Source organism: Pseudomonas sp. FP2196 (assembly GCF_030687715.1).
Lineage (GTDB): Bacteria > Pseudomonadota > Gammaproteobacteria > Pseudomonadales > Pseudomonadaceae > Aquipseudomonas.
Map to the genome: position 1 here is coordinate 163,791 of NZ_CP117445.1, position 24,065 is coordinate 187,855.

Annotated in this window: 21 protein-coding genes and 1 pseudogene; all 22 read left to right on the forward strand. The window is 60.2% G+C overall.

Annotation, left to right across the window (positions count from 1 at the left end):
- Positions 1-277: 277 nt before the first annotated feature.
- The 22 genes and pseudogenes from PSH79_RS00710 to PSH79_RS00815 all read left to right on the forward strand — a co-directional run bounded on the left by PSH79_RS00710 (position 278) and on the right by PSH79_RS00815 (position 23,976).
- Positions 278-1,630, forward strand: a complete 1,353-nt coding sequence (locus PSH79_RS00710) for a TolC family outer membrane protein (protein ID WP_305440749.1) — start codon at positions 278-280, stop codon at positions 1,628-1,630.
- 34 nt (positions 1,631-1,664) lie between these two features.
- Entirely contained in the window at positions 1,665-3,821 is a 2,157-nt protein-coding gene (locus tag PSH79_RS00715; RefSeq protein WP_305440750.1) for a type I secretion system permease/ATPase, read from the forward strand.
- A complete protein-coding gene (locus tag PSH79_RS00720; protein WP_305440751.1) occupies positions 3,811-5,178 on the forward strand; it encodes an HlyD family type I secretion periplasmic adaptor subunit in 1,368 nt (455 codons plus the stop codon). Before PSH79_RS00715 ends, PSH79_RS00720 begins: the two co-directional genes overlap by 11 nt.
- A 362-nt stretch (positions 5,179-5,540) precedes the next feature.
- On the forward strand, positions 5,541-6,437 hold the full coding sequence (locus tag PSH79_RS00725) for a TauD/TfdA family dioxygenase (RefSeq protein ID WP_305440752.1): 897 nt from the start codon (positions 5,541-5,543) through the stop codon (positions 6,435-6,437).
- A gap of 18 nt (positions 6,438-6,455) precedes the next feature.
- On the forward strand, positions 6,456-7,481 hold the full coding sequence (locus tag PSH79_RS00730; protein WP_305440753.1) for an ABC transporter substrate-binding protein: 1,026 nt from the start codon (positions 6,456-6,458) through the stop codon (positions 7,479-7,481).
- A gap of 5 nt (positions 7,482-7,486) precedes the next feature.
- Positions 7,487-8,347: an ABC transporter ATP-binding protein gene (locus PSH79_RS00735; RefSeq protein WP_305440754.1), complete on the forward strand. Its 861-nt coding sequence runs from the start codon at positions 7,487-7,489 to the stop codon at positions 8,345-8,347.
- 20 nt (positions 8,348-8,367) lie between these two features.
- Positions 8,368-9,234 (forward strand): ABC transporter permease, encoded by an 867-nt coding sequence (locus tag PSH79_RS00740; protein ID WP_305440755.1) that lies wholly within the window; start codon positions 8,368-8,370, stop codon positions 9,232-9,234.
- Between the two features lie 131 nt (positions 9,235-9,365).
- Complete coding sequence (locus PSH79_RS00745; protein ID WP_305440756.1) at positions 9,366-10,298, forward strand: LysR family transcriptional regulator; 933 nt, start codon at positions 9,366-9,368, stop codon at positions 10,296-10,298.
- A gap of 89 nt (positions 10,299-10,387) precedes the next feature.
- Positions 10,388-11,926: an MFS transporter gene (locus tag PSH79_RS00750; protein ID WP_305440757.1), complete on the forward strand. Its 1,539-nt coding sequence runs from the start codon at positions 10,388-10,390 to the stop codon at positions 11,924-11,926.
- Positions 11,927-11,953: 27 nt separating this feature from the next.
- On the forward strand, positions 11,954-13,024 hold the full coding sequence (locus tag PSH79_RS00755; protein WP_305440758.1) for an HlyD family secretion protein: 1,071 nt from the start codon (positions 11,954-11,956) through the stop codon (positions 13,022-13,024).
- Positions 13,021-14,595: an efflux transporter outer membrane subunit gene (locus PSH79_RS00760; protein WP_305440759.1), complete on the forward strand. Its 1,575-nt coding sequence runs from the start codon at positions 13,021-13,023 to the stop codon at positions 14,593-14,595. The genes PSH79_RS00755 and PSH79_RS00760 overlap by 4 nt, the downstream gene beginning before the upstream one ends.
- Before the next feature lie 225 nt (positions 14,596-14,820).
- A complete protein-coding gene (locus PSH79_RS00765) occupies positions 14,821-15,282 on the forward strand; it encodes an aminoacyl-tRNA deacylase (protein ID WP_305440760.1) in 462 nt (153 codons plus the stop codon).
- A 127-nt stretch (positions 15,283-15,409) separates the two neighbouring features.
- The gene (locus PSH79_RS00770) at positions 15,410-15,655 is read left to right on the forward strand and encodes a DUF2789 domain-containing protein (RefSeq protein WP_305440761.1); all 246 of its coding nucleotides are present in this window, start codon (positions 15,410-15,412) and stop codon (positions 15,653-15,655) included.
- A gap of 92 nt (positions 15,656-15,747) precedes the next feature.
- Positions 15,748-15,993, forward strand: a complete 246-nt coding sequence (locus PSH79_RS00775; RefSeq protein ID WP_305440762.1) for a type II toxin-antitoxin system Phd/YefM family antitoxin — start codon at positions 15,748-15,750, stop codon at positions 15,991-15,993.
- Positions 15,983-16,264: pseudogene (locus PSH79_RS00780) on the forward strand (type II toxin-antitoxin system RelE/ParE family toxin). Before PSH79_RS00775 ends, PSH79_RS00780 begins: the two are co-directional and overlap by 11 nt.
- Before the next feature lie 143 nt (positions 16,265-16,407).
- The gene (locus tag PSH79_RS00785; RefSeq protein WP_095190382.1) at positions 16,408-16,836 is read left to right on the forward strand and encodes a MarR family winged helix-turn-helix transcriptional regulator; all 429 of its coding nucleotides are present in this window, start codon (positions 16,408-16,410) and stop codon (positions 16,834-16,836) included.
- Complete coding sequence (locus PSH79_RS00790) at positions 16,833-18,896, forward strand: FUSC family protein (protein ID WP_305440763.1); 2,064 nt, start codon at positions 16,833-16,835, stop codon at positions 18,894-18,896. Before PSH79_RS00785 ends, PSH79_RS00790 begins: the two co-directional genes overlap by 4 nt.
- A complete protein-coding gene (locus PSH79_RS00795; RefSeq protein ID WP_187680305.1) occupies positions 18,893-19,102 on the forward strand; it encodes a DUF1656 domain-containing protein in 210 nt (69 codons plus the stop codon). Before PSH79_RS00790 ends, PSH79_RS00795 begins: the two co-directional genes overlap by 4 nt.
- A complete protein-coding gene (locus PSH79_RS00800; protein WP_305440764.1) occupies positions 19,099-19,986 on the forward strand; it encodes an HlyD family secretion protein in 888 nt (295 codons plus the stop codon). The genes PSH79_RS00795 and PSH79_RS00800 overlap by 4 nt, the downstream gene beginning before the upstream one ends.
- The gene (locus tag PSH79_RS00805; RefSeq protein ID WP_305440765.1) at positions 19,983-21,425 is read left to right on the forward strand and encodes an efflux transporter outer membrane subunit; all 1,443 of its coding nucleotides are present in this window, start codon (positions 19,983-19,985) and stop codon (positions 21,423-21,425) included. The genes PSH79_RS00800 and PSH79_RS00805 overlap by 4 nt, the downstream gene beginning before the upstream one ends.
- Before the next feature lie 93 nt (positions 21,426-21,518).
- Complete coding sequence (locus PSH79_RS00810) at positions 21,519-22,154, forward strand: NADH:ubiquinone oxidoreductase subunit N (protein ID WP_305440766.1); 636 nt, start codon at positions 21,519-21,521, stop codon at positions 22,152-22,154.
- A gap of 316 nt (positions 22,155-22,470) precedes the next feature.
- A complete protein-coding gene (locus tag PSH79_RS00815; RefSeq protein WP_305440767.1) occupies positions 22,471-23,976 on the forward strand; it encodes a YdgA family protein in 1,506 nt (501 codons plus the stop codon).
- The last annotated feature ends 89 nt before the right edge of the window (positions 23,977-24,065 follow it).

The following is a 24,065-nucleotide window of genomic DNA, read 5'->3' on the forward strand; positions in this document are numbered from 1 at the left end:
AAATTTGCTAAACAAGTTTTGACGCATGTGTTCGTCAATAATTTGGCTAGATTCTTTCGCGATTAACTTTATGCCAAACTATTGACCTTATGGGTGCCATCCTAAACAATCGCCCCACTAATGTCACATTGATATTTCCGCGGCGACCTGTCCTTTTGCGTGTGATCCAGTTCCTGTTTTGAACTTTCCGACATACGGTCAATCCGGTTGCCAATCATCCGACGCAGCAGCACGTTTAGCTGTGATTCAAGACAAGTAGTTCTGGGAAATCTTTACCATGCGTTCGCAATTGCTCAAGGCTCTACCCTTCGCTCTCGCCGCCTCTTTTGTACAAGCACAATCCTTACCAGAAGCCATGCAACAGGCATTGGATGTCCATCCGGAAATCCAGGCAGGGGTCAACAGTCGTTTGGCCGCGGATTATCAATTAAAGGCAGCGAAGGGGGGATACCTGCCCAAGGTCGATCTGCTGGGCGGTTATGGCCGTGAAGGCACCGACAGTGTGACCACCCGCGCCAACGGCGGCGGCAACCACTGGGAAACCCTGAACCGCAGCGAGTCAAGTTTACGTCTGTCGCAAATGGTCTTTGACGGTTTTGCGACGTCCAGTGAAGTCGGGCGTCAACAAGCCACCGTTAACGCTCGCGCTTATTCGCTGTTGGGCACTTCCGAGCGCACCGCGCTGACCGTCGCCCAGGTTTATCTGGATGTGCTGACCCGCCGCGAATTCGTGCGACTGGCCGAAGAAAACCTCAAAAGTCACCAGCGCATTTATGACCAGATTCAACTGCGTACCCAGCGTGGCGTGGGCAGCGGCGCCGACCTCGATCAGGCCGAAGCGCGGATGGCTCAGGCCCGCAACAACCTGATCACCGAGCAGACCAATCTGGCCGACTCGGAAACCAACTTCCTCAGCGCCGTCGGCCAGATGCCTGATCAACTGGAGCGTCCGGCGCCGTTCATGGCGATGATGCCGGCCAACCTCAATGAAGCGCGTCAGCAGATGCTGGAAAACAGCCCGATCCTGCGTTCGGCCGAGTCGGACATTGCCGCTGCCGAGAAGCAGTACCAAACCGCAAAATCGACCTTCTACCCACGCTTCGACGCCGAGCTGGGCCGCACCGCCGACAACGATCTCGACGGCCAGAACGGCCACAGCAACGAATGGCAGGCCATGTTGCGCATGCGCTTCAACTTGTATTCGGGCGGTAGCAACAAAGCTGATCTGGAATCCAAGTCGTACCTGTCGAACCAGGCGCTGGACATCCGCAACAACGCCCTGCGTCAGTTGAATGAAGAACTGGGCCTGGCCTGGAACGCCCTGAACAACGCTAACGCGCAAGTGCCGATCGCTCAGCAATACGTCGATCACAGCACCTCGGTGCGTACCGCTTACCAGCGTCAGTTCAGCCTTGGCGAACGTACCTTGCTCGACTTGCTCGACAGCGAAAACGAGCTGTTCACCGCTTCGCGGCGTCTGGCTGAAATCAAAAACATTCAGTTATTTACTCAATACCGAATCAAGGCGACCATGGGCGAGTTGCTCAGAAGCCAGGGAGTGGTCGCACCGTTGGCATCCGTTGTGCAGAACGACGTGAAGCCCAAGGTCCAGTTGCCTGGGATGAATTGAGTTATCCCTTTTCAATTGCCAAAGAGTGTCGAGCGTGGAATCAGAAGTCAGTCGAGTTCATCTCAGTCATGATCCACGCGCGTTGCACGACGATCCGTTACTGGACGGTCTGCTCGCCCTTTGCATGCTGCACCAGAAACCCGCCAGTGCGGCGATGCTGACCACTGGCCTGCCGCTGCCCAAACAACGTCTGAGTGTCGAGTTGCTGCCCCGCGCGGCGGCTCGCGCCGGCCTGCAAGGTCGGGTGCTGCAACGCAAGCTGGAAGAAATTCCGGCGATCGCCATGCCCGCATTGTTGCTGCTCAAGGACGGCCGCAGTGCTGTGCTGCTTGGCTGGCAGGATGAAAATCAGGCTCGTGTGCTGCTCAGCGAAAGCGATGGCGGCGAATCGGTGGTCAGCCGCGAACTGCTTGCCGATGACTACACCGGCAAAGTCTTCTTCGCCCAGCCGCAACACAAATTCGACGTCAACCACGGCACGCTGATTCCGCGCGCCCGCTCTTGGTTCCGCGACACCCTCAAGCGTTCGCGCTGGCTGTACGCCGATGCGATCGCCGCCAGTTTCCTGATCAACATCATCGCCATGGCCGCGCCGCTGTTCGTGATGAACGTCTACGACCGCGTCGTGCCAAACCAGGCCGAAGCGACCCTGTGGGTGCTGGCGCTGGGCATCACCGGCGCCTACATCTTCGACCTGATCCTCAAGAGCCTGCGCAGCCTGTGCCTGGATCTGGCCGGCAAGAAAACCGACCTGATCATCTCGGCGACGCTGTTCGAACGCATCGTCGGCATGGCCATGAAATACCGCCCGGCACGGGTCGGCAGCTTTGCGCAGAACATTCATGAGTTTCAGAGCCTGCGCGACTTCCTCGCTTCGCTGACCCTGACCAGCCTGATTGATCTGCCGTTCACCCTCCTGATCTTCATCGTCATCGCCATTCTCGGCGGGCATCTGGTGTGGATTCCGGTGTTGGCCTTCCCGATTGCGTTGCTGATCGGCTACGCCTTGCAGAAGCCGCTGGTGGCCACCATGGAACGCACCATGGCCCTCGGCGCCGAGCGTCAGTCGAGCCTGATCGAAACCCTCGCCGGCCTCGACGCGGTCAAGGTCAACAATGCCGAGAGCGAACGCCAGTACCAGTGGGAACAGACCATTGGCACCCTCAGCCGCCTCGAGCTGCGGGTGAAAATGCTCTCCGGTCTGGCCATGAACATCACCCTGCTGATCCAGCAACTGGCCGGGGTGATCATGATCGTCTTCGGCGTGTACCAGATCATCGCCGGCAACCTGAGCATGGGCGGTTTGATCGCTTGCTACATGCTCAGCGGTCGCGCACTCAGCCCGCTGGCGTCGCTGTCCGGTCTGCTGACCCGTTATCAGCAGGCGCGGGTGACCATGACCTCGGTTGACCAGATGATGGAGCTGCCGCAAGAACGCAACTTCGAAGAGCGCCCACTGAGCCGCAAGGTTCTGCAGGGCGCGATCGAATGCCGCCAGCTCAGCTTCACTTACCCGGAACAACAGAACCCGGCGCTGAAGAACATCAATCTGGTGATCCGTCCCGGCGAGAAAATCGGCATCATTGGCCGCAGCGGCTCGGGCAAGAGTTCGCTGGCGAAACTGCTGGTGGGCCTGTATCAGCCGGACGACGGTGCGCTGCTGGTCGACGGTGTGGACATCCGCCAGATCGACGTCAGCGAACTGCGCTACAACATCGGCTACGTGCCGCAGGACATCCAGCTACTCGCCGGCACCCTGCGCGATAACCTTGTCTCCGGCGCGCGCTATGTAGAAGACGAGCTGGTACTGCAAGCCGCCGAACTGGCCGGCGTTCACGAATTCGCCCGTCTGCATCCGCAAGGGTATGAACTGCAAGTCGGCGAGCGCGGGCAGAACCTGTCCGGCGGCCAACGCCAGAACGTCGCCCTGGCCCGGGCATTGTTGCTCAACCCACCGATTCTGTTGATGGACGAGCCAACCAGCGCCATGGACAACACCGGTGAAGAACGCCTCAAGCAACGCCTCGCGGCAGTGATTGAAAACAAGACCGTGGTGCTGGTGACACACCGGGCATCACTGCTGTCGCTGGTGGATCGTCTGTTGGTGATCGACCGCGGACAGATTCTCGCCGATGGCCCGAAAGCGGCCGTGATGGAAGCGTTGAAGAAGGGGCAGATCAGTGTTGCTTAAGTCGGGTGTCAAGGATTCGATCCGTCGTTACTTCAAAGGCTCCGCTTCATTGCAGGGCCAGCCGCTGCCGGAGGTCAACAAGGCGCTGATTGAAGACGCCCCGCGCGTCGTTCGCCTGACCATCTGGGCGATCATCGGCTTCTTCGTCTTTCTGATGCTCTGGGCCAATTTCGCCGTGATCGACGAAGTGACCAAGGGTGATGGCAAGGCAATCCCCTCGTCCAAGATTCAGAAAATCCAGAACCTTGAGGGCGGCATCGTCGCCGAACTGTTCGTCAAGGAAGGCCAGATCGTCGAGGCTGGCGCGCCGCTGATTCGTCTGGACGACACGCGATTTGCTTCCAACGTCGGCGAAACCGAAGCCGATCGACAGTCGATGTTGCTGCGCGTGGAGCGCCTGAGCGCCGAAGTCGATGACCGTCCGCTGAATTTCCCGGAAGACGTGGTCAAAGCGGTGCCGGGGCAGGCCAAAAGCGAAGAATCCCTGTACATCAGCCGCCGCCAGCAATTGCACGACGAGATCGGCGGGTTGCAGGAGCAGTTGATCCAGCGCCAGCAAGAGCTGCGCGAATTCACCTCGAAGCAGGCGCAGTACCGCCAGCAACTTGGTTTGCAGCGTCAGGAAATCAACATGTCTGAGCCACTGGTGGCGCAGGGCGCGGTATCCCCCGTAGAAGTGCTGCGCCTCAAGCGCGCCGAGGTGGAAACCCGTGGTCAGCTCGACGCCACGACGCTGGCCATTCCCCGCGCCGAATCGGCGATCAAGGAAGTGCAGCGCAAGATCGACGAGACTCGCGGCAAATTCCGCAGCGAAGCGCTGACCCAGCTCAACGAAGCCCGCACCGACCTGAACAAGGCCCAGGCCACCGGCAAGGCGCTGGAAGACCGGGTCAGCCGCACGCTGGTCACCTCACCGGTGCGCGGCATCGTCAACAAGTTGCTGGTCAACACCATCGGCGGTGTGATCCAGCCGGGCAGCGACATGGTCGAAATCGTCCCGCTGGATGACACCTTGCTGGTCGAAGCCAAAATCCGCCCGCAGGACATCGCGTTCCTGCATCCGGGGCAGGAAGCGATCGTGAAATTCACCGCGTATGACTACACCATTTACGGCGGGCTGAAGGCTCAGCTTGAGCAGATCGGCGCCGACACGATTACCGACGAAGACAAGAAAACCACTTACTACATCATCAAGGTGCGCACCGAGCGCAGCCACTTGGGCACCGATGAGAAGCCGTTGTTGATCATCCCGGGGATGGTCGCGTCGGTGGACATCATCACCGGCAAGAAGTCGGTGTTGAGCTATTTGCTCAAACCGATCATTCGCGCGCGGGCCGAGGCGTTGCACGAACGTTGATTCCTCAGTGGCCTCACTGTCCTCATCGCGAGCAGGCTCACTCCAACAGTTGATCGCATTTCTCCAGATGGAATGCGGTCACTGTAGGAGTGGGCCTGCTCGCGATGGCGCCATCCCAAACACCGCACCCCTGTCAGTAAGTGACACAAATCGTCACTCACCATCCCGTCCATTTCTTACCATTCGCCATATAGTTATTCGCTAACGGTATTTAATTTCCAATTCTTATAGCTATAAAGTCACTCACCTGCGTACCTGCCGACCAATCGGCGCGCCGCACGACCTGAACCAACACGCAATCCAGCGTGAGTTTCTGATCGACGCGCGCGCCTTTGAGCGTGCCGTGCGTGGGAGATTGAAAGATGTCCGCAGCTACTGCCACCTCAAGCGCCGCGACCGCCGCGCCGCAAACCTTCGAGATTCGCCCGTTCAGCGGTGCCGTCGGCGCCGAGATCATTGGCCTCGACCTGACCCGCCCGGTCAACGACCAGGACTTCGCGCGCATCCACCGCGCGCATCTGGATCACCACGTCGTGGTGTTCCGCAACCAGCGCATCAATCCGCAACAGCAGATCGACTTCAGCCGCCGCTTCGGTGTGTTGCAGATCCACGTGCTCAAGCAGTTCTTGCTGGCCAATCACCCGGAAATCCTCATCGTGTCCAACATCGTCGAAAACGGCCAGAACATCGGCCTGGGCGATGCCGGTAAATTCTGGCACTCCGATCTTTCCTATAAAGAGCTGCCGAGCCTCGGCTCGATGCTGCATGCGCAGGAACTGCCGTCCGAGGGCGGCGACACCCTGTTCGCCGACATGCACAAAGCCTGGGACAACCTGCCCGAGGCGCTGCGCAAAGCGGTCGAAGGTCGCTTCGCTGCGCATTCCTACACCGCGCGTTACAGCGAGACCAAATTCGAAGGCAATTGGCGCCCGACACTGACGCCGGAGCAACTCGCCCAAGTCGCCGAAGTGGTGCACCCGATTGCCCGCACCCATCCGGAAAATGGCCGCAAATCGCTGTTTGTCAGTGAAGGCTTCACCACGCGCATCGTCGGTCTGCCCGAAGACGAGAGCAAACAGCTGCTCGCCGAGCTCTACGCCCACAGCGTGCTGCCGCAAAACATCTACCGCCACCAATGGCAGCCCCACGACATGGTGTTCTGGGACAACCGCTCGCTGATCCATCTCGCCGCCGGTTGCCCCGCGCACCTGCGCCGCAAGCTGTATCGCACGACCATTCAGGGCGACGCGCCTTATTGATTTGCCGGAGATTCGATCATGTCCAAACGTCTTCCATTTGCACCGCTGGCCGCGGCCATCGGCCTGGGTTTAAGTCTGATTGCCGGCAGCCTGGTAGCGCCGACCGTAGCCCACGCCGAAGGTGAAATCCGCATCGCCGAACAGTTCGGCATCGTCTATTTATTGCTCAACGTGGTGCGCGATCAGGGTTTGATCGAGAAGTACGGCAAGCAGGAAGGCCTCGACATCAAGGTCGACTGGACGCAGCTGTCGGGCGGCGCAGCGGTCAACGATGCGTTGCTCTCCGGTTCCATCGACATTGCCGGCGCCGGCGTCGGGCCATTGCTGACCATCTGGGATCGCACCCACGGCAAGCAGAACGTCAAAGCCGTGGCCTCGCTGGGTAACTTCCCGTACTACTTGGTGAGCAACAACCCGAAGGTCAAAACCATTGCTGACTTCACCGAGAAGGATCGTATCGCGGTGCCGGCGGTGGGGGTTTCGGTGCAGTCGCGTTTCCTGCAATACGCGGCGGCCAAGCAGTGGGGCGACAAGGAATTCAATCGCCTCGACAAGTACACCATCGCCGTTCCGCACCCGGACGCCACCGCTGCACTGATCGCTGGCGGCACCGAGTTGACCGGGCATTTCTCCAATCCTCCGTTCCAGGATCAGGCGCTGGAGAACCCGAACGTGCATGTCGTGCTTAACACCTACGACCTACTCGGGCCGAACTCGCCGACCGTGCTGTTCGCCACTGAGAAATTCCGTAACGAAAACCCGAAAACCTATAAAGCTTTCGTCGAAGCGCTGACCGAAGCTGCGCAATTCGCCCAGAACGATAAAGGCGCGGCAGCCGACACCTACCTCCGCGTGACCAAAGCCAAGATCGACCGCGCCGCCTTGCTGAAAATCATCGACAACCCGCAGTTCGAATTCAGCGTCACGCCGAAAAATACCTACCCACTGGCCGAGTTCCTCTACCGCGTCGGCGCGATCAAGAACAAGCCTGAATCGTGGAAGGACTACTTCTTCCAGGACGCCAAACCGCTGCAAGGGAGCTGACCAAGATGAATGCCCCTTTGCAAGGCCACGCGGCCAGCAACCCGGTCGCCAGCACCCAAGCACTGCTGGCGGTCGACCAGGTCAGCCTGGAATACCGCACGCCGCAACGCGTCGTCCGGGCGACTCACCAAGTCAGTTTTGAAGTCGATCAGCAGGATCGCTTTGTGCTGCTCGGCCCTTCCGGCTGCGGCAAATCGACTTTGCTCAAAGCCGTCGCCGGGTTCATCCAGCCCTGCGCTGGCGAGATCCGTCTGCAAGGCCAGCGCGTCGATGCACCGGGCCCGGACCGGATCGTGGTGTTTCAGGAATTCGATCAACTGCCACCGTGGAAAACCGTCAAACAGAACGTGATGTTTCCACTGCTGGCCTCGCGCACGCTGAAGAAAAAAGAAGCAGAAGAACGTGCACTGCACTATCTGGAAAAGGTCGGGCTGGCGGCGTTTGCCGATGCCTATCCGCACACCCTTTCCGGCGGCATGAAAGCACGGGTGGCGATTGCCCGGGCGTTGGCGATGCAACCGAAAATCCTCCTGATGGACGAGCCGTTCGCCGCGCTGGACGCGCTGACCCGACGCAAGATGCAGGAAGAGTTGCTGATGCTCTGGGAAGAGGTGCGCTTCACCTTGCTCTTCGTCACCCACTCGATTGAAGAGGCGCTGGTGGTTGGCAATCGCATCCTGTTGCTGTCGCCGCATCCGGGGCGGGTGAGGGCGCAAGTCCATAGCCATCAATACAACCTGCAAAGCCTCGGTGGTGTGGCGTTTCAGGAATCGGCGCGGCGCATTCATCGGCTGTTGTTCGATGAGGGCCAGTCGCCGGAGACCGAGCTCGACCACGACTTCAACGACATTCGCATCGCTTATTGAGCGGCCTGGAGAATTGCCCGATGAGCCATTCATCATCCGTACGACAAGAATTCGAAACCCTGCTGGAGCCGCTGACCAGCGTGCCGGTCGAGCGCGAACTGCCACTGGGCCAACGGCTCTGGCAACAGAGTTGGCTGCGAAAAAGCCTGATCCTGATTTTGCTCGCGGTGCTGTGGGAAATCGTTGCTCGGGTGCAGAACAACGATCTGCTGCTGCCGAGTTTCTTACAGACCAGCCATGCGCTTTACGACGGCCTGCTCAGTGGCGAATTGCTCGGCAAGGTGTGGATATCGCTGGTGGTGCTGACCAAGGGTTATCTGATCGGCATCGTCCTGGCGTTTGCCCTGACTACGCTCGCGGTGTCGACGCAGTTGGGTCGCGATCTGTTGAGCACGTTGACGTCGATGTTCAACCCGCTGCCGGCGATTGCCCTGCTGCCGCTGGCCTTGCTGTGGTTCGGGCTGGGGCAGAACAGCCTGATTTTCGTGCTGGTGCATTCGGTGTTGTGGGCGCTGGCGCTGAACACTTACGCGGGTTTTCTTGGTGTTTCGGAAACCCTGCGCATGGCCGGGCGCAACTATGGCCTGAAGGGCATGCGTTTTGTGCTGTTCATCCTGATTCCTGCGGCGTTGCCGTCGATTCTTGCCGGGCTGAAGATTGGCTGGGCCTTTGCCTGGCGCACGTTGATCGCGGCTGAATTGGTGTTCGGGGCGACCAGTGGCAAGGGCGGCCTGGGCTGGTACATCTTTCAGAATCGCAATGAGCTGTACACCGACAAGGTGTTTGCCGGGTTGGCGGTGGTGATTCTGATTGGCTTGCTGGTGGAGAACCTGGTGTTCGATACGCTGGAGAGAGTGACGGTGAAGCGCTGGGGTATGCAGCGCTGAAAATCAAAAGATCGCAGCCTTCGGCAGCTCCTACATGGGTTTGATGTTTCCCCTGAGCTGCCGAAGGCTGCGATCTTTTGATCTGCTAGCATTGCGTACAGATCAATCCAGATCAGCCAAGAGTGCTCAGCATGCAACTCCCGGACATGAACCTTCTGGTCGCCCTCGACGCCTTGCTCGACGAGGGCAGCGTGGTTGGCGCCGCGCGGCGAATGAACCTCAGCCCGGCAGCCATGAGCCGGACCCTGACGCGGATTCGCGAAGCCATCGGTGATCCGATTCTGGTACGCGCCGGTCGGGGCCTGGTGCCGACACCCAAAGCGTTGGAGTTGCGCGAGCAGGTGCGCGATGTGGTCGAGCAGGCCGCGCTGTTGTTCCGCTCGGCTGACACCGTGGAATTGGGCACCTTACGCCGGCGTTTCAGCATCCGCGCCAACGATTTTTTCATCGGCGTTTACGGCGGCAAGCTGTTCGATACCCTCGACCAGCAGGCACCACACTGTGAACTGCGCTTCGTCCCGGAAGGCGATGGCGACGATGAAGCCCTGCGCGAAGGGCGGATCGACCTGAGCGTCAGCAACACTCGCCCGGTGACTCCAGAGGTGAAGGTACAGAACCTGTTCTCCACCCATTTTGTGGGCCTGGTTCGCGAAGATCATCCTTTGCTGGAAGGTGAAATCACCGCCGAGCGCTATGCCGGGTTTTCCCATATCAGCATGTCGCGCCGTGGCATTGCCCGTGGGCCCATCGATACGGCGTTGAACGCCTTGGGTCTGGAACGGCGGGTGGCGGTGATCGCGCCGAGTTTCCATGCGGCAATGTTTGCCTTGCCGGATTCCGATCTGATTCTGCCGGTACCCAAAGAAGCGCTGCTGAGTGTGCGGCGACTGGGCCTGAAGCTGTGCTCGTTCGATCTGCCGATTCCGCTGCCGACGCTGATGCTGACCCAGGCTTGGCATCCGCGTTTCGACAAGGATCCGGCGCACCGCTGGCTGCGTGAAACCCTCAAGACTTGCTGCGATGAGACCTGGCTCGCCGCCCAGCCATTTAATAATTGCGTATAACGCACTTATAACCTGCCGATAAGTCAATTTTCGTCAGCACTAAGCCCGACTAATATGCTCCGGTATTTTTCCCTCCGGAGTTTGCATTCATGACATCCCTGACGGCCCCGGCGCCTCTCGCTGCGGCCAGCCCGGCGACGGCGGCCACGCCACCGGTGTTCGGGGCGCGGATCATCATCGGCCTGGTCGGCGTGCTGATCGCGGTGCTGGTGTCGGGCCTCAACGAGATGGTGACCAAAGTGGCGCTGGCCGACATTCGCGGCGCGCTGAACATCGGTTACGACGAAGGCACCTGGCTGGTCGCCAGTTACACCGCCACCTCGGTCGCAGCCATGGCGTTCGCGCCGTGGTGTTCGGTGACCTTTTCGCTGCGCCGTTTCACCCTCTGTGCGATCAGCCTGTTCACCTTGCTCGGCGTGCTCTGTCCGTTCGCCCCGAACTACGAAAGCCTGCTGCTGATGCGCACCCTGCAAGGGTTGGCCGGCGGTGCGTTGCCGCCGATGCTGATGACCGTTGCCCTGCGATTTCTGCCGCCGAACTTCAAGCTGTATGGACTGGCCGGTTACGCACTCACCGCCACTTTCGGCCCCGGCCTCGGCACACCGCTGGCCGGGCTGTGGACTGAATACTTCGGCTGGCAATGGACGTTCTGGCAAATCATCGGGCCCTGCCTGATCGCCATGCTCATGGTGGCTTACGGCATCCCGCAGGATCCGCTGCGCCTTGAGCGCCTCAAGACGTTCAACTGGAAAGGCCTGCTGCTGGGTTTTCCGGCGATCTGCATGCTGGTGATCGGCCTGTTGCAGGGCAATCGGTTGAACTGGTTCGAGTCGAATCTGATCAGCGCGCTGCTCGGCTCCGGATCGCTGTTGCTGGTGGCGTTTCTGATCAACGAGTGGTCGCAGCCGATTCCGTTTTTCAAGTTGCAGATGCTCGGTATCCGCAACCTGGCATTCGCGCTGATGACCCTGGCCGGCGTGCTGGTGGTGCTGCAAGCGGTGGTGTTGATTCCGTCGAGCTATCTGGCGCAGGTGCAGGGTTATCGCCCGGTGCAGACCGCGCCGATCATGCTGATCGCGGCGTTGCCGCAGTTGATCGCGCTGCCGCTGGTGGCGGCCCTGTGCAACCTGCGCTGGGTCGATTGCCGCTGGGTGCTCGGGATTGGTTTGAGCATGTTGACGCTGTCCTGTCTGGGCGGCTCGCTGCTGACCTCGGCGTGGATTCGCGACAATTTCTACGTCCTGCAATGGCTGCAGATCTTTGGTCAGCCGATGTCGGTGCTGCCGCTGCTGATGCTCTCGACTGGCAGCATCCAGCCAATGGACGGGCCGTTTGCCTCGGCCTGGTTCAACACCGTGAAAGGCCTGGCGGCGGTGGTCGCCACCGGCGTGATTGAGGCGTTGACCACGGCGCGCCTGCATTTTCACTCGACCATGCTGGTCGACAGCCTCGGCAATTCGCCGCTGGCCGACCGCAGCGATCCGGGCCTTGCCTATCGCCTGCACGAACAGGCCGTGGTGCTGACTTCTTCTGATCTCTATGTGTGCATGGCCGGCGTTGCAGTGGCGCTGATCCTGCTGATTTTCTGGTTGCCGACGCGGATTTTCCCGCCGCGCGCACCGACCTGATTGCGGTACTGAACAATGAAGGTTTTTATGACGACTCAAGCAAAGCAAAAACTCGCGGTGGCCATCGCTGCTGCGTTGGCTGTAGGCGTGCTGTTGTATCTGGCGGTGCCTGGCCTGTTTGGCAAGCGTACTCAGCAGAACACCAACGACGCGTTTGTCTCCGCCGATTTCACCTTGGTGGTACCGCGCGTGGCCGGGTTCATCAAGGAAGTGCTGGTGGAAGACAACCAGCAGGTGAAGGCCGGGCAGTTGCTGGCGCTGATTGATGATCGCGATTTGCGTGCCGCCGCCGAAGCGGCTGATGCGCAAACCCTGGTCGCCCGTGCGCAGTTGCAGAACGCCAAGGCCACGCTGGAGCGCCAGACCTCGGTGATCGCTCAGGCGCAGGCGTCGGTGGTTTCGGCCAAGGCTGAAATGGCCTTCGCCCAGCAGGAATTGAATCGCTACAACCACCTCGCCGGCGTCGGTGCCGGCACTGTGCAGAACGCGCAACAGGCTCGTACGCGTATCGATCAGGCCTCCGCGCGGCTGGACACGGCGAGCGCAAAACTGGCCGCCGAGCGCAAGCAGGTCGAAGTCCTCACCGCGCAGCGTGATGCCGCCGAAGGCACTTTGAAGCATGCACAAGCGGCGCTGGAAATCGCCAGTTTCGAACTCTCCTACACACGCATCACCGCGCCGCAGGACGGCATGGTCGGCGAGCGTGCCGTGCGCGTTGGCGCCTATGTGACGCCGGGCAGCAAGCTGCTGGCGGTGGTGCCGTTGCAGCAGGCCTATGTGGTCGCCAACTTTCAGGAGACGCAACTGACGGACGTGCAACCGGGCCAGCAAGTGCAGGTGCGCGTCGATAGTCTTGGTGGCGAGGCACTGAGCGGTCGCGTCGAGAGTATTGCGCCAGCGACCGGCGTGACCTTTGCGGCGGTGAAACCGGATAACGCCACCGGTAACTTCACCAAGGTGGTGCAGCGGATTCCGGTGAAGATTGTGTTGGAGCCGGGCCAGCCACTGGCCGAGCGGCTGCGGGTGGGGATGTCGGTGGAGGCGAGTATCGATACTCGTAGCTCGGCGACGTCGGTGCGTGAGGTGACTCAGCGATGATGGGTGTTGAATCGACAGGCCTCATCGCTGGCAAGCCAGCTCCCACAACGTCCACCGTCGGGGCGAAACAATTCGGTCAACCTGCACAATCCCTGTGGGAGCTGGCTTGCCAGCGATTGGGCCAGTGGCAGCCACTCACCTTAAGTACCTTGCTCGCAGTAAGTCTCAGCGCCTGCACAGTGGGGCCTGACTTCCAAAAGCCCGAAACCAGACAAATCGCCGATTGGGCAAAACCGAGCAAATCCGCCCCCGGTCAAGCCATCAGCGAACCGTTGAACGAACGCTGGTGGGAAGTCTTCAACGACCCGCAACTGTCGGCCCTTACCCAGCGCGCCGTGAAGAGCAACCTCAATCTGCAACTGGCCAGCAGCCGTCTGCAACAAAGCCGCGCGGCGCGTCAGGTGATCAGCGCCGATCGTTACCCGAACACCGCCGCTACCGGCAGCTACGCACGCAAACGCAACAGCGGCGAAGGTCTCAACGATCCGTCCGGAAACAACGGCGATTCCGCGTTCAATCTGTGGGACGCCGGTTTTTCCGCCTCGTGGGAGCTGGATTTCTGGGGCCGCGTGCGCCGCGAAACCGAAGCGGCCGACGCCAACCTCGAAGTCGCCGAAAACGACCGTCGTGGTGTGCTGCTCGCTGTGCTCGCAGACACTGCGCAGAACTACATCCAGTTGCGCGGCGTGCAGAACACCCGCGCCGTTACCGAGCAAAACCTCGACGTTGCTCGCCACAGTCTGAATCTCTCGCAACTGCGCCTGAACGATGGCGTGGCCACCGACCTGGACGTCGCCGAAGCCGCCGCGCAAGTCGCGGCCATCGAGTCGCGATTGCCGGCGCTGGAACAACGCCAATCGCAACTGATCAACGCGCTCAGCCTGTTGATGGGCGAGCCGCCGCAAGCTTTGGCCAACGAGTTATCCACAGACGCGGCGGTGCCGCAGTCGCCGCTCAAAGTCGCCATCGGCCTGCCGTCGCAACTGGCTGAGCGCCGTCCGGACATCCGCCAGGCCGAGGCACGGCTGCACGCCGCCACTGCCTACATCGGCGTGGCCAAGGGCGATTTCTACCCGCGCATCACCCTGTCCGGCAACCTCGGCTCGCAAGCGATGCAGTTGAGTGACTTCGGTTCGTGGGGCTCGCGCGCGTTCGGTATCGGCCCGCAATTCAGCCTGCCGCTGTTCGACGGCGGCCGCCTGCGCGGCATGTTGCAACTGCGCGAAGCCCAGCAACAGGAAGCCGCCATCGGCTATCAGCAAACCGTACTGCGCGCCTGGCACGAAATCGACGATCAACTGACCGCCTACAACGCCAGCCAGCGTCGCCGCGACAGCCTCGCCGAAGCCGTGCGCCAGAACCAGATCGCCCTGCGCACCGCGCAACAGCAATACGTCGAAGGCGTGGTCGATTTCGTCAACGTGCTCACCGTGCAGAGCGCGTTGCTCGCGACTCAGGAGCAGTGGGTGGAAAGCTCCACCGGGGTTTCGTTGGCGATGGTCGGGTTGTATCGGGCGCTGGGCGGAGGATGGGAGTCGGTGTATCCGGCAGCAGAAATGGTGCAACGGTAGCGGACGTCGTGAACTAATCGTCGGGTGGTTGAGGTCGTCAGGATTTGTCCGGCAAATCTGCCATCCCCTTGAGCAACTCAATCGCCAACCGAAGGACAATCGTCGAAGTCTGAGTTTTGATCAATCCGCAGGTGTGTCCAGTGGGCGGATTTCCCTGCGCCAGCGGTGTGCCGAACTAGACTCAAAGACACGGCAACAACGTTCAGCGCAACACCGAGGTGCATCATGCGTATGGCCAAAAAGGTGCAAAGCAGCCTGACCCGGGCGCATTGCGAATATGACATCGTCGCCCACCGGCACTCGTCCAGCAGCCTCGAAACCGCAAGGGTTTCCGGAGTGCCCGCCGAGCGCGTGGCGAAATCGGTGATCCTCGACGACCACCACGGGCATTACCTGATGACGGTGCTGCCGGCCAGCCATCACCTGGACTTGAGCAAGGTACGCAACAGCGGCGAATGGCAACTGACTCGCGAAAGCAATCTGGCGCACATCTTCGACGACTGCGAACGCGGCGCGGTGCCGCCGCTGGGTGATTCCTATGGCCTGGATATGGTCATTGATCCACTGCTGACCCGGCAGAAAGATATTTATCTGGAGGCTGGCAACCATAACTACCTGCTGCACATGAGCATGCCCGAGTTTTTGAAAATGGTGCCGCATGCCGAGGTGCGGGAGTTGAGTTATTAATGTTGCGGCGCTGCCACTGAGGCCATCGCGAGCAGGCTCGCTCCCACAGGGGATCGCAGTCAAACTGTGGGAGAGAGCCTGCTCGCGAAAATTTTTCCAGACACCACTCTTTCCAAGGAATCGCGCAATGGAAAATCCTACCCACAGCCTGCCATCCCTCTTCAAACAACTCGGCCTGGACAACGACCCCACCGGCATCGAGCAATTCATCGCCACTCATTCCCCACTCAAACCCGAACTGCATCTGGCCGATGCGTTTTTCTGGAGCAAGAGTCAGGCAGATTTTTTGCGCGACGAGATTCTGGATGACGCTGATTGGGCGGAGGTGGTGGATCAGTTGGATGTGTTGTTGCGTAAGGGGCGGGCGGGGTAGCCAACGCGCAACCGCATGGCGCCTGACTGTTTTTACGGTTGTCGATGCGCTAAAAATGGACCAGTATTGCGACCTCAATTGAGGTCTTTATTATGCAAAGTATTCTGGCCGATATGGCCGTCAGTGTTTCCGAGTTAAAGAAAAACCCTACAGCAGTGCTTAGCGGCGCACATGGCGGAGCTGTGGCTGTTTTGAACCATAATCGCGTCATGGGCTACATGGTGCCTGCCGATGTTTACGAAGCGATGATGGAGCGGCTTGATGATTTGGAGCTGGCTGAAATTGTTCGTTCGCGCAGCCATGAAACGCCCATTTCGGTAAGCCTGGATGACCTATAAGCTCGAATTTCTGCCATCTGCTCATAAAGAGTGGAACAAGCTGGGTCATACGCTCCGGGATTAATTCAAGAAAAAGCTCGCGGAAAGATTGGCGCTTCCGAGAGTGTCAGCGGATGCACTCCATGGCATGCCGGACTGTTACAAAATCAAACTCAAGGCCTCTGGCTACAGATTGGTCTATCAAGTAATCGATGCGCGAGTCGTCGTTTCTGTAGTCGCGGTAGGAAAACGCGAGCGCAGCAGCGTGTACGCGAATGCAAAAAAACGCTGAGTACACCCCGGCGTGTCCCTTCCTTTCGGCCAACAGCCAATTTGTTTCAAAACTTGACTGAATTTCCCCACCAATGCGATATTGATAGTTAGCAAACTAACAGTGTGCATTTTCCCGTGTCCGATTCCCTCGACGCTCTCCAGATGAACATCAGCAGTGCCATGGTGGTGGCCGCCAGGCATTGGCGGAAGATCTGCCAGACCACGCTGGTCAATTACGGAATCTCCGAAGCCTGCGCCGTACCGTTGTTGATGATCGGCCGGTTGGGTGAGGGCGTGCGTCAGGTGCAGGTGGCGCAAGCGGCCGGGATGGAGAGTCCGTCGCTGGTGCGTCTGCTCGATCAGTTGTGCCATTCGGGCTACGTCTGCCGCACTGAAGATGCGCAGGATCGTCGCGCCAAATGCCTGAGCCTGACCGACACCGGCCGGGAACTGGTGCAAGCGGTGGAAATCGAACTGGTGCGCTTGCGTCACGAGGTGCTCGAAGGGATCGATCAGAGCGATCTGGAAGCTACGCTTCGGGTACTCAGAGCTTTTGAGGCGGCCAATCCGCCGTTGGTGGTCAATTCTTGAACGGTTTTTTCACTGGCATTCCGCCGGCCCGGGACTGGTTCTACGGGATCCGCACTTTTGCAGCGTCGATGCTGGCGCTGTACATCGCCCTGCTTATGCAAATGCCGCGTCCGTATTGGGCGATGGCTACGGTGTACATCGTCTCCAGTCCGTTTCTCGGGCCGACCAGTTCCAAAGCCTTGTACCGCGCAGTCGGCACTTTTCTCGGTGCGGCGGCGGCGGTTTTTTTCGTGCCGATGTTTGTGCAGAGTCCTTATGTGCTGGTGGTGGTCATCGCGTTGTGGACGGGGATTTTGCTGTTTCTGTCCCTGCATCTGCGCACGGCCAACAGCTATGCGTTGATGCTCGCCGGTTACACCTTGCCGCTGATTGCCTTGCCGGTCGTGGATAACCCGCTGGCGGTGTGGGACGTCGCGGAAGCGCGCACCGAAGAGATCTTCCTCGGCATCGCCGTCGCCGCCGTGGTCGGTGCGATGTTCTGGCCGCGACGCCTGGCGCCGGTGTTCAACGACGCCGTGGGCAAATGGTTCGCCGACGCTTCGACCTACAGCCTGAAATTTCTCAGCCGCGACGTGCAGCCCGAAGAAGTCACCGCGCTGCGCATGGCCATGGTCGCCAGTTTCAACAGCCTCGAATTGATGATCGGCCAGTTGCCCCACGAAGGTTCTCGGCCGCAAACCGTGCGTAACACCAAGGAGTTGCGCGGGCGGATGATTCATTTGCTGCCGGTGATCGATGCGCTGGAAGATTCGCTGTACGCCCTTGAGCGGCGCACGCCTGAATTGGTGGAAAAGTTTGCGCCACTGCTCACCGCGACGCGCGAATGGCTCGCGCACAAGGACGCCGATCTCGGTCGCTGGCAAGCGTTGAAAGATCAGCTCGAAGCCCTGCAACCGAGCGCTGAAGCGTTGGAGGATCGCAAGCAGTTGCTGTTCTCAAACGCCTTGTATCGTCTCGGTGAATTCATCGATCTTTGGCAGGACTGCCGCAGCCTTCAGGACGCGATCCTCTGCGAACGTCAGGACAGCTGGCGCGCGGTTTACCGGCACTGGCGCCTCGGTCGTCTGACGCCGTTCATTGACCGTGGGCTGATGCTGTATTCAGTGGCCTCGACCATTCTGGCGATCATTGTCGCCTCGGTGCTGTGGATTCTGCTCGGCTGGCCGGACGGCGGCAGTGCGGTGATTCTGGCGGCGGTGGCGTGCAGCTTCTTCGCCTCGATGGACGACCCGGCGCCGCAGATTTACCGGTTCTTTTTCTGGACGGGCATGTCGGTGCTGTTCGCCAGTCTCTATCTGTTTCTGATTCTGCCTAACCTGCATGACTTCCCGATGCTGGTGTTGGCGTTTGCCATCCCGTTCATCTGCGTCGGCACGCTGACGGTGCAGCCGCGTTTCTACCTCGGCATGCTCCTGACGCTGGTCAACACCTCATCGTTCATCAGTATTCAGGGCGCGTATGACGCGGACTTCTTCGCCTTCGTGAACTCCAACCTCGCGGGGCCGATGGGCCTGTTGTTCGCGTTCATCTGGACACTGGTGGCGCGCCCGTTCGGCGCCGAGCTGGCGGCCAAGCGCCTGACCCGGTTCAGTTGGAAAGACATCGTCAACATGACTAAACCGGCGAATCTGGCCGAACACCGGCAATTGGGCGTGCAACTGCTCGATCGCCTGATGCAGCACCTGCCACGTCTGGCCCTGACCGGCCAGGACACCGGTATCGCCATGCGCGAAGTGCGCGTCGGCCTGAACCTGCTTGATTTGCTCGCCTATACCCCACGGGTCACCGGCGTGCCGAAGACGCTGTTGCAGCAAGTGGTCGCCGAGGTCGGCGAGTATTTCCGTGCCTGTCTCAAGGCTGGTGAACGCTTGTCGGCGCCGAGCCCTTTGCTGATGACCCTGGACCGCACCCGCCGCGCACTCAATGGCCATGGCGACGAAGAAACCCGTCTACACCTGTTGCACGCCTTGAGTGGTTTGCGTCTGGCGTTGCTGCCGGGCGTCGAATTCGTCTCCAGCGCCGAGCCCGAAGAACCGCTGCCCGATGGAGCGCCCCTATGATCGGTGATCTGGACATCAGCGGCATTTTCCTGCCGACCCTGCTGGTGTTGATGGGCATCACTTATGTGCTGTTTCTGCTGGTGCACAGCGTGCTCACGCGGCTGCACTTTTACCGTCTGGTCTGGCACCGGGCATTGTTCAACGTGGCGCTCTACGCCGTGCTGCTGTACGGCGTGGACTCACTCAGTCGATACCTGATGACATGAAAAAACCGTTTTTGACCATCGGTCGCGTGGTACTGACCCTGCTGATCGTGACTTTTGCCGTTGTCCTCGTCTGGCGCATGGTGATGTATTACATGTTCGCCCCCTGGACCCGTGACGGCCACATCCGTGCCGACATCATCCAGATCGCCCCGGACGTGTCCGGGCTGATCCAGCAGGTCGAGGTGAAGGACAACCAGTTGATCAAGCGCGGCCAGGTGCTGTTCAGCATCGACCAGGACCGTTTCAAACTGGCCCTGCGTCAGGCCAAGGCCGCCGTTGCTGATCGCGAAGAAACCCTGGCCCAGGCGCAGCGTGAAGCCAAGCGCAACCGGGGCCTCGGTAATCTGGTGCCGGCCGAGCAACTGGAAGAAAGCCAATCGAAAGTCGCCCGTGCGCAATCGGCATTGGCCGAAGCCATGGTCACGGTGGACAGCGCCCAGCTCAATCTCGACCGCTCTGTGATCCGCAGTCCGGTAGACGGCTACGTCAACGACCGCGCGCCGCGCACGCAGGAATTTGTCACCGCCGGGCGCCCGGTGTTGTCGGTGGTCGACAGCAACTCGTTCCACATCGACGGCTATTTCGAAGAAACCAAACTCGACGGCATTCATGTCGGCCAATCGGTGGATATCCGCGTGATCGGCGACCGCGCCAGGTTGCGCGGGCATGTTGAAAGCATCGTCGCCGGTATCGAAGACCGTGACCGCACCAGCGGCAGTAACCTGCTGCCCAACGTCAACCCGGCGTTCAGCTGGGTACGGCTGGCGCAGCGGATTCCGGTGCGCATCGCTTTCGATGATGTACCGGCTGACTTCCGCATGATTGCCGGGCGCACGGCCACCGTTTCGATCATCGACGATCAAAAGCAGGAGCCTGCGCAATGAACAGGGCCCTGATGATCGCCGGGTTGGGCGTGATGCTTTCGGCCTGCCAGATGGTCGGGCCGGACTATCAGGTGCCCGATGACGCGGCGATTCAGCGCAAGGATTTTCAGGGCGAACTGGCCGTTGCGGGCAAACCGGTGGTGTCGGCGCCGGTGCCGGCGGACTGGTGGCGGCTTTACAAGGATCCGCGACTGGATCAACTGGTGCAGCAAGCCATGGCGTCCAACACTGATTTGCGTGTAGCAGCGGCGAACCTGCAACGGGCTCGCGCGCAAGTCGATGAGGCCGAAGCAGCAGGTGGCTGGAGCGCAGGCGTGAAGATGGGCGCCCAGCGTTTGCAGGAATCCGGTCAGGCGTTTTTGCTGCCGGAAAAAGTCCCGGTCGACAACGTCGGCGATATTGGCATCAGCGCTTCTTATCAGTTCGATCTGTGGGGCACTCTGCAACGCGGTATCGAAGGCGCGAAGGCTAACGCCGACGCGACTCAAGCGGCGGCTGACACTGCACGCATCACGTTGGTGGCCGACGTGGTTCGCGCCTACACCCAGGTGTGTGCGGCCAATGAAGAACGGGAAATTGCCCAGCACTCCCTCGACCTGCAATCGCAAAGCACCACGCTGACCCAGCGTTTGCGTGACGCCGGGCGTGGAGATGAAACCCAGGTCACCCGTTCGCAAACCCAATTCAAATCCCTGCGTGCCGAGCTGCCGCGTTATGAAGCGGCGCGTCAGGCCGGGCTGTTCCGCCTGTCGATGCTGCTGGCCAAGCCTGTTGACCAGTTACCTGCCGGCACCGCGACCTGCGCCGAATTGCCGAAAATCGCCCAACTGGTGCCGGTCGGCGATGGTGCCGCACTGCTCAAACGTCGCCCGGATATTCGCCAGGCCGAGCGTCGCTTGGCGGCCTCGACTGCGGGCATCGGCGTCGCCACGGGCGAGCTGTACCCGGACATCAGCATCGGCGCGACCATCGGTACCGTCGGTCTTATTGACGACTTGGGTGACCCATCGACCAATCGCTGGGGTTTCGGCCCGTCACTGAGCTGGAAAGTGCCGACCAACGGCGCCCGCGCGCGAATCCGCGAAGCTGAAGCGTCGACCCAAGGCGCACTGGCGCATTTCGACGGCGTGGTGCTCAACGCCATTCGCGAAACACAGACCGGTCTGGCCCAGTACAGCGCGTTGCTGCAGCGTCGTGACGCCCTGGCCGATGCCGAGCAGTCGGCAAAACTGGCCGCAGACCAGACGCACCGCTTCTTTCAGGCCGGCCGCGAGTCGTTCCTCGCCGACTTGCAAGCGACCCGCACTTACACCGATGTCACCGCGCAACTGGCCGCAGCCAACACTCAAGTTGCCATGAGCCAGATCGATTTGTTCCTCGCTTTGGGCGGCGGTTGGGAAAGCGGACGAACGCAAGCTTCAAGCCCGAGCAAACCCTGAGGCCATAGCTATGCTTTGAAGAGTTGAAGGGGCGCCCCGTGCAAAGCGCCCCTTCAGCGCACATTGCTAGCGCTGGTCTAGGGGAAACCAATAATGAAAAACCCTTACGCTCTCGGCTTCTGGTGCGCCCTCGTAGCCTTGGTGCTGCTCTCGGCCACCTATTTTTACGGCATCATGCTGGCCCACCAGATCGACAAGGCCATGGTTTTCCTCGACAGCGCCGTCGCGCTGATCGCGGTCATGTCAATCGTGGTGGTGGCCTGGGCATCGCTCCAGGTTCAGCGGGTGAAGAAGCGACAACTTGAACAGGGCAAAACCCTGGTGCTGATCTGGGACACCAAAGTCGCCCTGCGCAAGGTCGAAACCGTGTTCGACCGGTATTTCTGGGGCAGCTATTGGCAGCCCGGGCGCACTTTCGCCGAAGTCATGGGCGAACTCACCGGCACGCCGCTGGAAAAAAGCCTCGAAGCGCTGAAGAAGCAGTGTCTGGAGCTCGACAAGCAGATCGACAGCGAAGGTTGGCACTGGCTGAACAATGCCCGGGAATTGTCCGACGTCGCCACGGCCATGGCCCGTGAGCGCTATCAACTGGATTTCTGCGATCCACGCGCCGATGGGCCGGGCGGGGCGGTGATTGATCGGGACTTTGAAGTGCTGGTGTATACCTGGACGGCGCGGCTGAAGAGCTTTGATCATCAACTCGATGAGATCGAGGTTCAGTATTCCTGATCTCCTTTGAATCAACGGGCCTCATCGCTGGCAAGCCAGCTCCCACAGGTTTTTGTGGTGTTCACAAGTTTTGTGATCACCCAAGACTCTGTGGGAGCTGGCTTGCCAGCGATGGCGTCTGCAAAAACAGCGAAACTCTTCCAGCCTGTCGACTGTCCATTCTCCCCATAGACACTCTTTCACCTTTAAACATTGGGCCGTCTACCGCGCCCAGTGCTAATCTCCACCCCTAATTTAAGCGGAGTCGAGCCGCAACCCGGTCACGGGTTCAGGGAAGACGACCACACTTTCAGCCACGGAATCGATCAGGTCATTCATGAATAAATCAGCAGGCGTGCTACTCGGAATTGTTGTTGCCATCGGCGCCATCAGCGCAGGCGGGGCCTGGTACACCGGGACCAAGATCGAAGGCGTATTGAACAACGCCGTCTCTAACGCCAACAAAGAACTGCAAACCGCCATGGCCGGTTCCAACGGCACCGCGTCGCTGGAACTGGTGTCGCTGGAGCGCCACACCTTTACCAGCACCGCGCACTATCGCCTCAAAGGTGAAGGCGAGATGTTCGGCGACGCGCCGGTCGAGCTGCTGTTCGTCGACCACATCGAGCACGGCCCGCTACCGTTCTCGCGTCTGGTGTCGCTGAAGTGGCTGCCGGTCATGGCCACCAGCAACTACGAGCTGGAAAAGAATCCGGCCACCGAAAAATGGTTCGCCGCCACCAAGGGCGCTGCACCGCTCAAGGGCGTGACCAACATCGGTTACGACGAATCCACCACTAGCACTATCGACCTGCTGCCACTGGAAACCGCGCTGGATGAGCAGTCGAGCCTGAAATTCTCCGGTCTGACCCTGAACATCTCCGCCAGCGCTCAGGCGCAAAAGGTCAAGGCCGACGGCTACATGGACAGCCTGAAACTGGTGACCGTGGCTGAAGATCAGGCGCCGGTGCAGATCGAACTCAACGGTCTGACCCTGGCCAGCAACCTCGCCAAGAGCAGCTACGGCTACTACACCGGCAGCAACACTCTCGAACTGACCAACAGCAAAACCACCTTCGGCACCAAGCAAGCGGTGCTCGGCGTGAAGAACTTCGAAATGAAGAACCTCACTGAAGAGAACGGCAGCAATGCGTCGGGCCGCGCCGACTACAAGGTGGGCGAAGTCACCCTCAACGACAAGAAAATCGGTTCGGCCAGCATGGCCATGAGCCTGAAGAACCTCGACATCCCGTCGACGATGTCGCTGATGCAGATTTACCAGACCAAATTGCAGCCATACGAAAAAGCCGCCGCCGAAGCCACCGCAGCCGGCCTGCCGGCACCGGAGCTGAACCTGACCGAAGCCGAGTCGGCGCAGGTCAAGGCTGACCTGCAGAAACTGCTGGCCGCCGGCCCGCAAGTGGCGCTGGAAAATCTGTCGCTGAAAACCGCCAACGGTGAGAGTCGCGCCAATCTGGTGATCGACCTGACCAAGCCGCAATCGATGGATCTGCCACCGGATCAACTGGGCAAACAGCTGATCGCGTTGCTTGATCTCAATATCACCGTGTCCAAGCCGATGCTGATTGATCTGCTCAGCGTGCAGGCGCAGCTCGATGGTCAGACCGATGCCAAAGCCATCGTCGATGGGGCTACCGGCGCGGCCGACATGTTCTCCGGCATGGCCGTCGGCTCGCAGTTGGCGATCGTGGAAGGCACCAACGTCGTGACCAAGCTGCATTACGCCGCCAATCAGGTGGAATTCAACGGTCAGAAGATGACCGTCGAGCAGTTCATCGGCTTCCTGATGAACAAGTTCGCGGGCGTCACGCAAGTGCAGTAATTCTGCGTTCTAAATAGCAGCGCCCGGCCTCTGCATTGCGCAGACGCCGGGCGTTTTGCTGTCTGGCGTTCGGGTTTTCGGCGTCGCGG

Excerpts from the sequence above, each read along its gene's own strand:
- PSH79_RS00710 (WP_305440749.1), top strand. The coding sequence starts at position 278 with ATGCGTTCGCAATTGCTCAAGGCTCTACCCTTCGCTCTCGCCGCCTCT.
- PSH79_RS00725 (WP_305440752.1), top strand. The coding sequence starts at position 5,541 with ATGTCCGCAGCTACTGCCACCTCAAGCGCCGCGACCGCCGCGCCGCAA.
- PSH79_RS00730 (WP_305440753.1), top strand. The coding sequence starts at position 6,456 with ATGTCCAAACGTCTTCCATTTGCACCGCTGGCCGCGGCCATCGGCCTG.
- PSH79_RS00735 (WP_305440754.1), top strand. The coding sequence starts at position 7,487 with ATGAATGCCCCTTTGCAAGGCCACGCGGCCAGCAACCCGGTCGCCAGC.
- PSH79_RS00740 (WP_305440755.1), top strand. The coding sequence starts at position 8,368 with ATGAGCCATTCATCATCCGTACGACAAGAATTCGAAACCCTGCTGGAG.
- PSH79_RS00745 (WP_305440756.1), top strand. The coding sequence starts at position 9,366 with ATGCAACTCCCGGACATGAACCTTCTGGTCGCCCTCGACGCCTTGCTC.
- PSH79_RS00750 (WP_305440757.1), top strand. The coding sequence starts at position 10,388 with ATGACATCCCTGACGGCCCCGGCGCCTCTCGCTGCGGCCAGCCCGGCG.
- PSH79_RS00755 (WP_305440758.1), top strand. The coding sequence starts at position 11,954 with ATGACGACTCAAGCAAAGCAAAAACTCGCGGTGGCCATCGCTGCTGCG.
- PSH79_RS00760 (WP_305440759.1), top strand. The coding sequence starts at position 13,021 with ATGATGGGTGTTGAATCGACAGGCCTCATCGCTGGCAAGCCAGCTCCC.
- PSH79_RS00765 (WP_305440760.1), top strand. The coding sequence starts at position 14,821 with ATGCGTATGGCCAAAAAGGTGCAAAGCAGCCTGACCCGGGCGCATTGC.
- PSH79_RS00770 (WP_305440761.1), top strand. The coding sequence starts at position 15,410 with ATGGAAAATCCTACCCACAGCCTGCCATCCCTCTTCAAACAACTCGGC.
- PSH79_RS00775 (WP_305440762.1), top strand. The coding sequence starts at position 15,748 with ATGCAAAGTATTCTGGCCGATATGGCCGTCAGTGTTTCCGAGTTAAAG.
- PSH79_RS00785 (WP_095190382.1), top strand. The coding sequence starts at position 16,408 with ATGAACATCAGCAGTGCCATGGTGGTGGCCGCCAGGCATTGGCGGAAG.
- PSH79_RS00795 (WP_187680305.1), top strand. The coding sequence starts at position 18,893 with ATGATCGGTGATCTGGACATCAGCGGCATTTTCCTGCCGACCCTGCTG.
- PSH79_RS00800 (WP_305440764.1), top strand. The coding sequence starts at position 19,099 with ATGAAAAAACCGTTTTTGACCATCGGTCGCGTGGTACTGACCCTGCTG.
- PSH79_RS00805 (WP_305440765.1), top strand. The coding sequence starts at position 19,983 with ATGAACAGGGCCCTGATGATCGCCGGGTTGGGCGTGATGCTTTCGGCC.
- PSH79_RS00810 (WP_305440766.1), top strand. The coding sequence starts at position 21,519 with ATGAAAAACCCTTACGCTCTCGGCTTCTGGTGCGCCCTCGTAGCCTTG.
- PSH79_RS00815 (WP_305440767.1), top strand. The coding sequence starts at position 22,471 with ATGAATAAATCAGCAGGCGTGCTACTCGGAATTGTTGTTGCCATCGGC.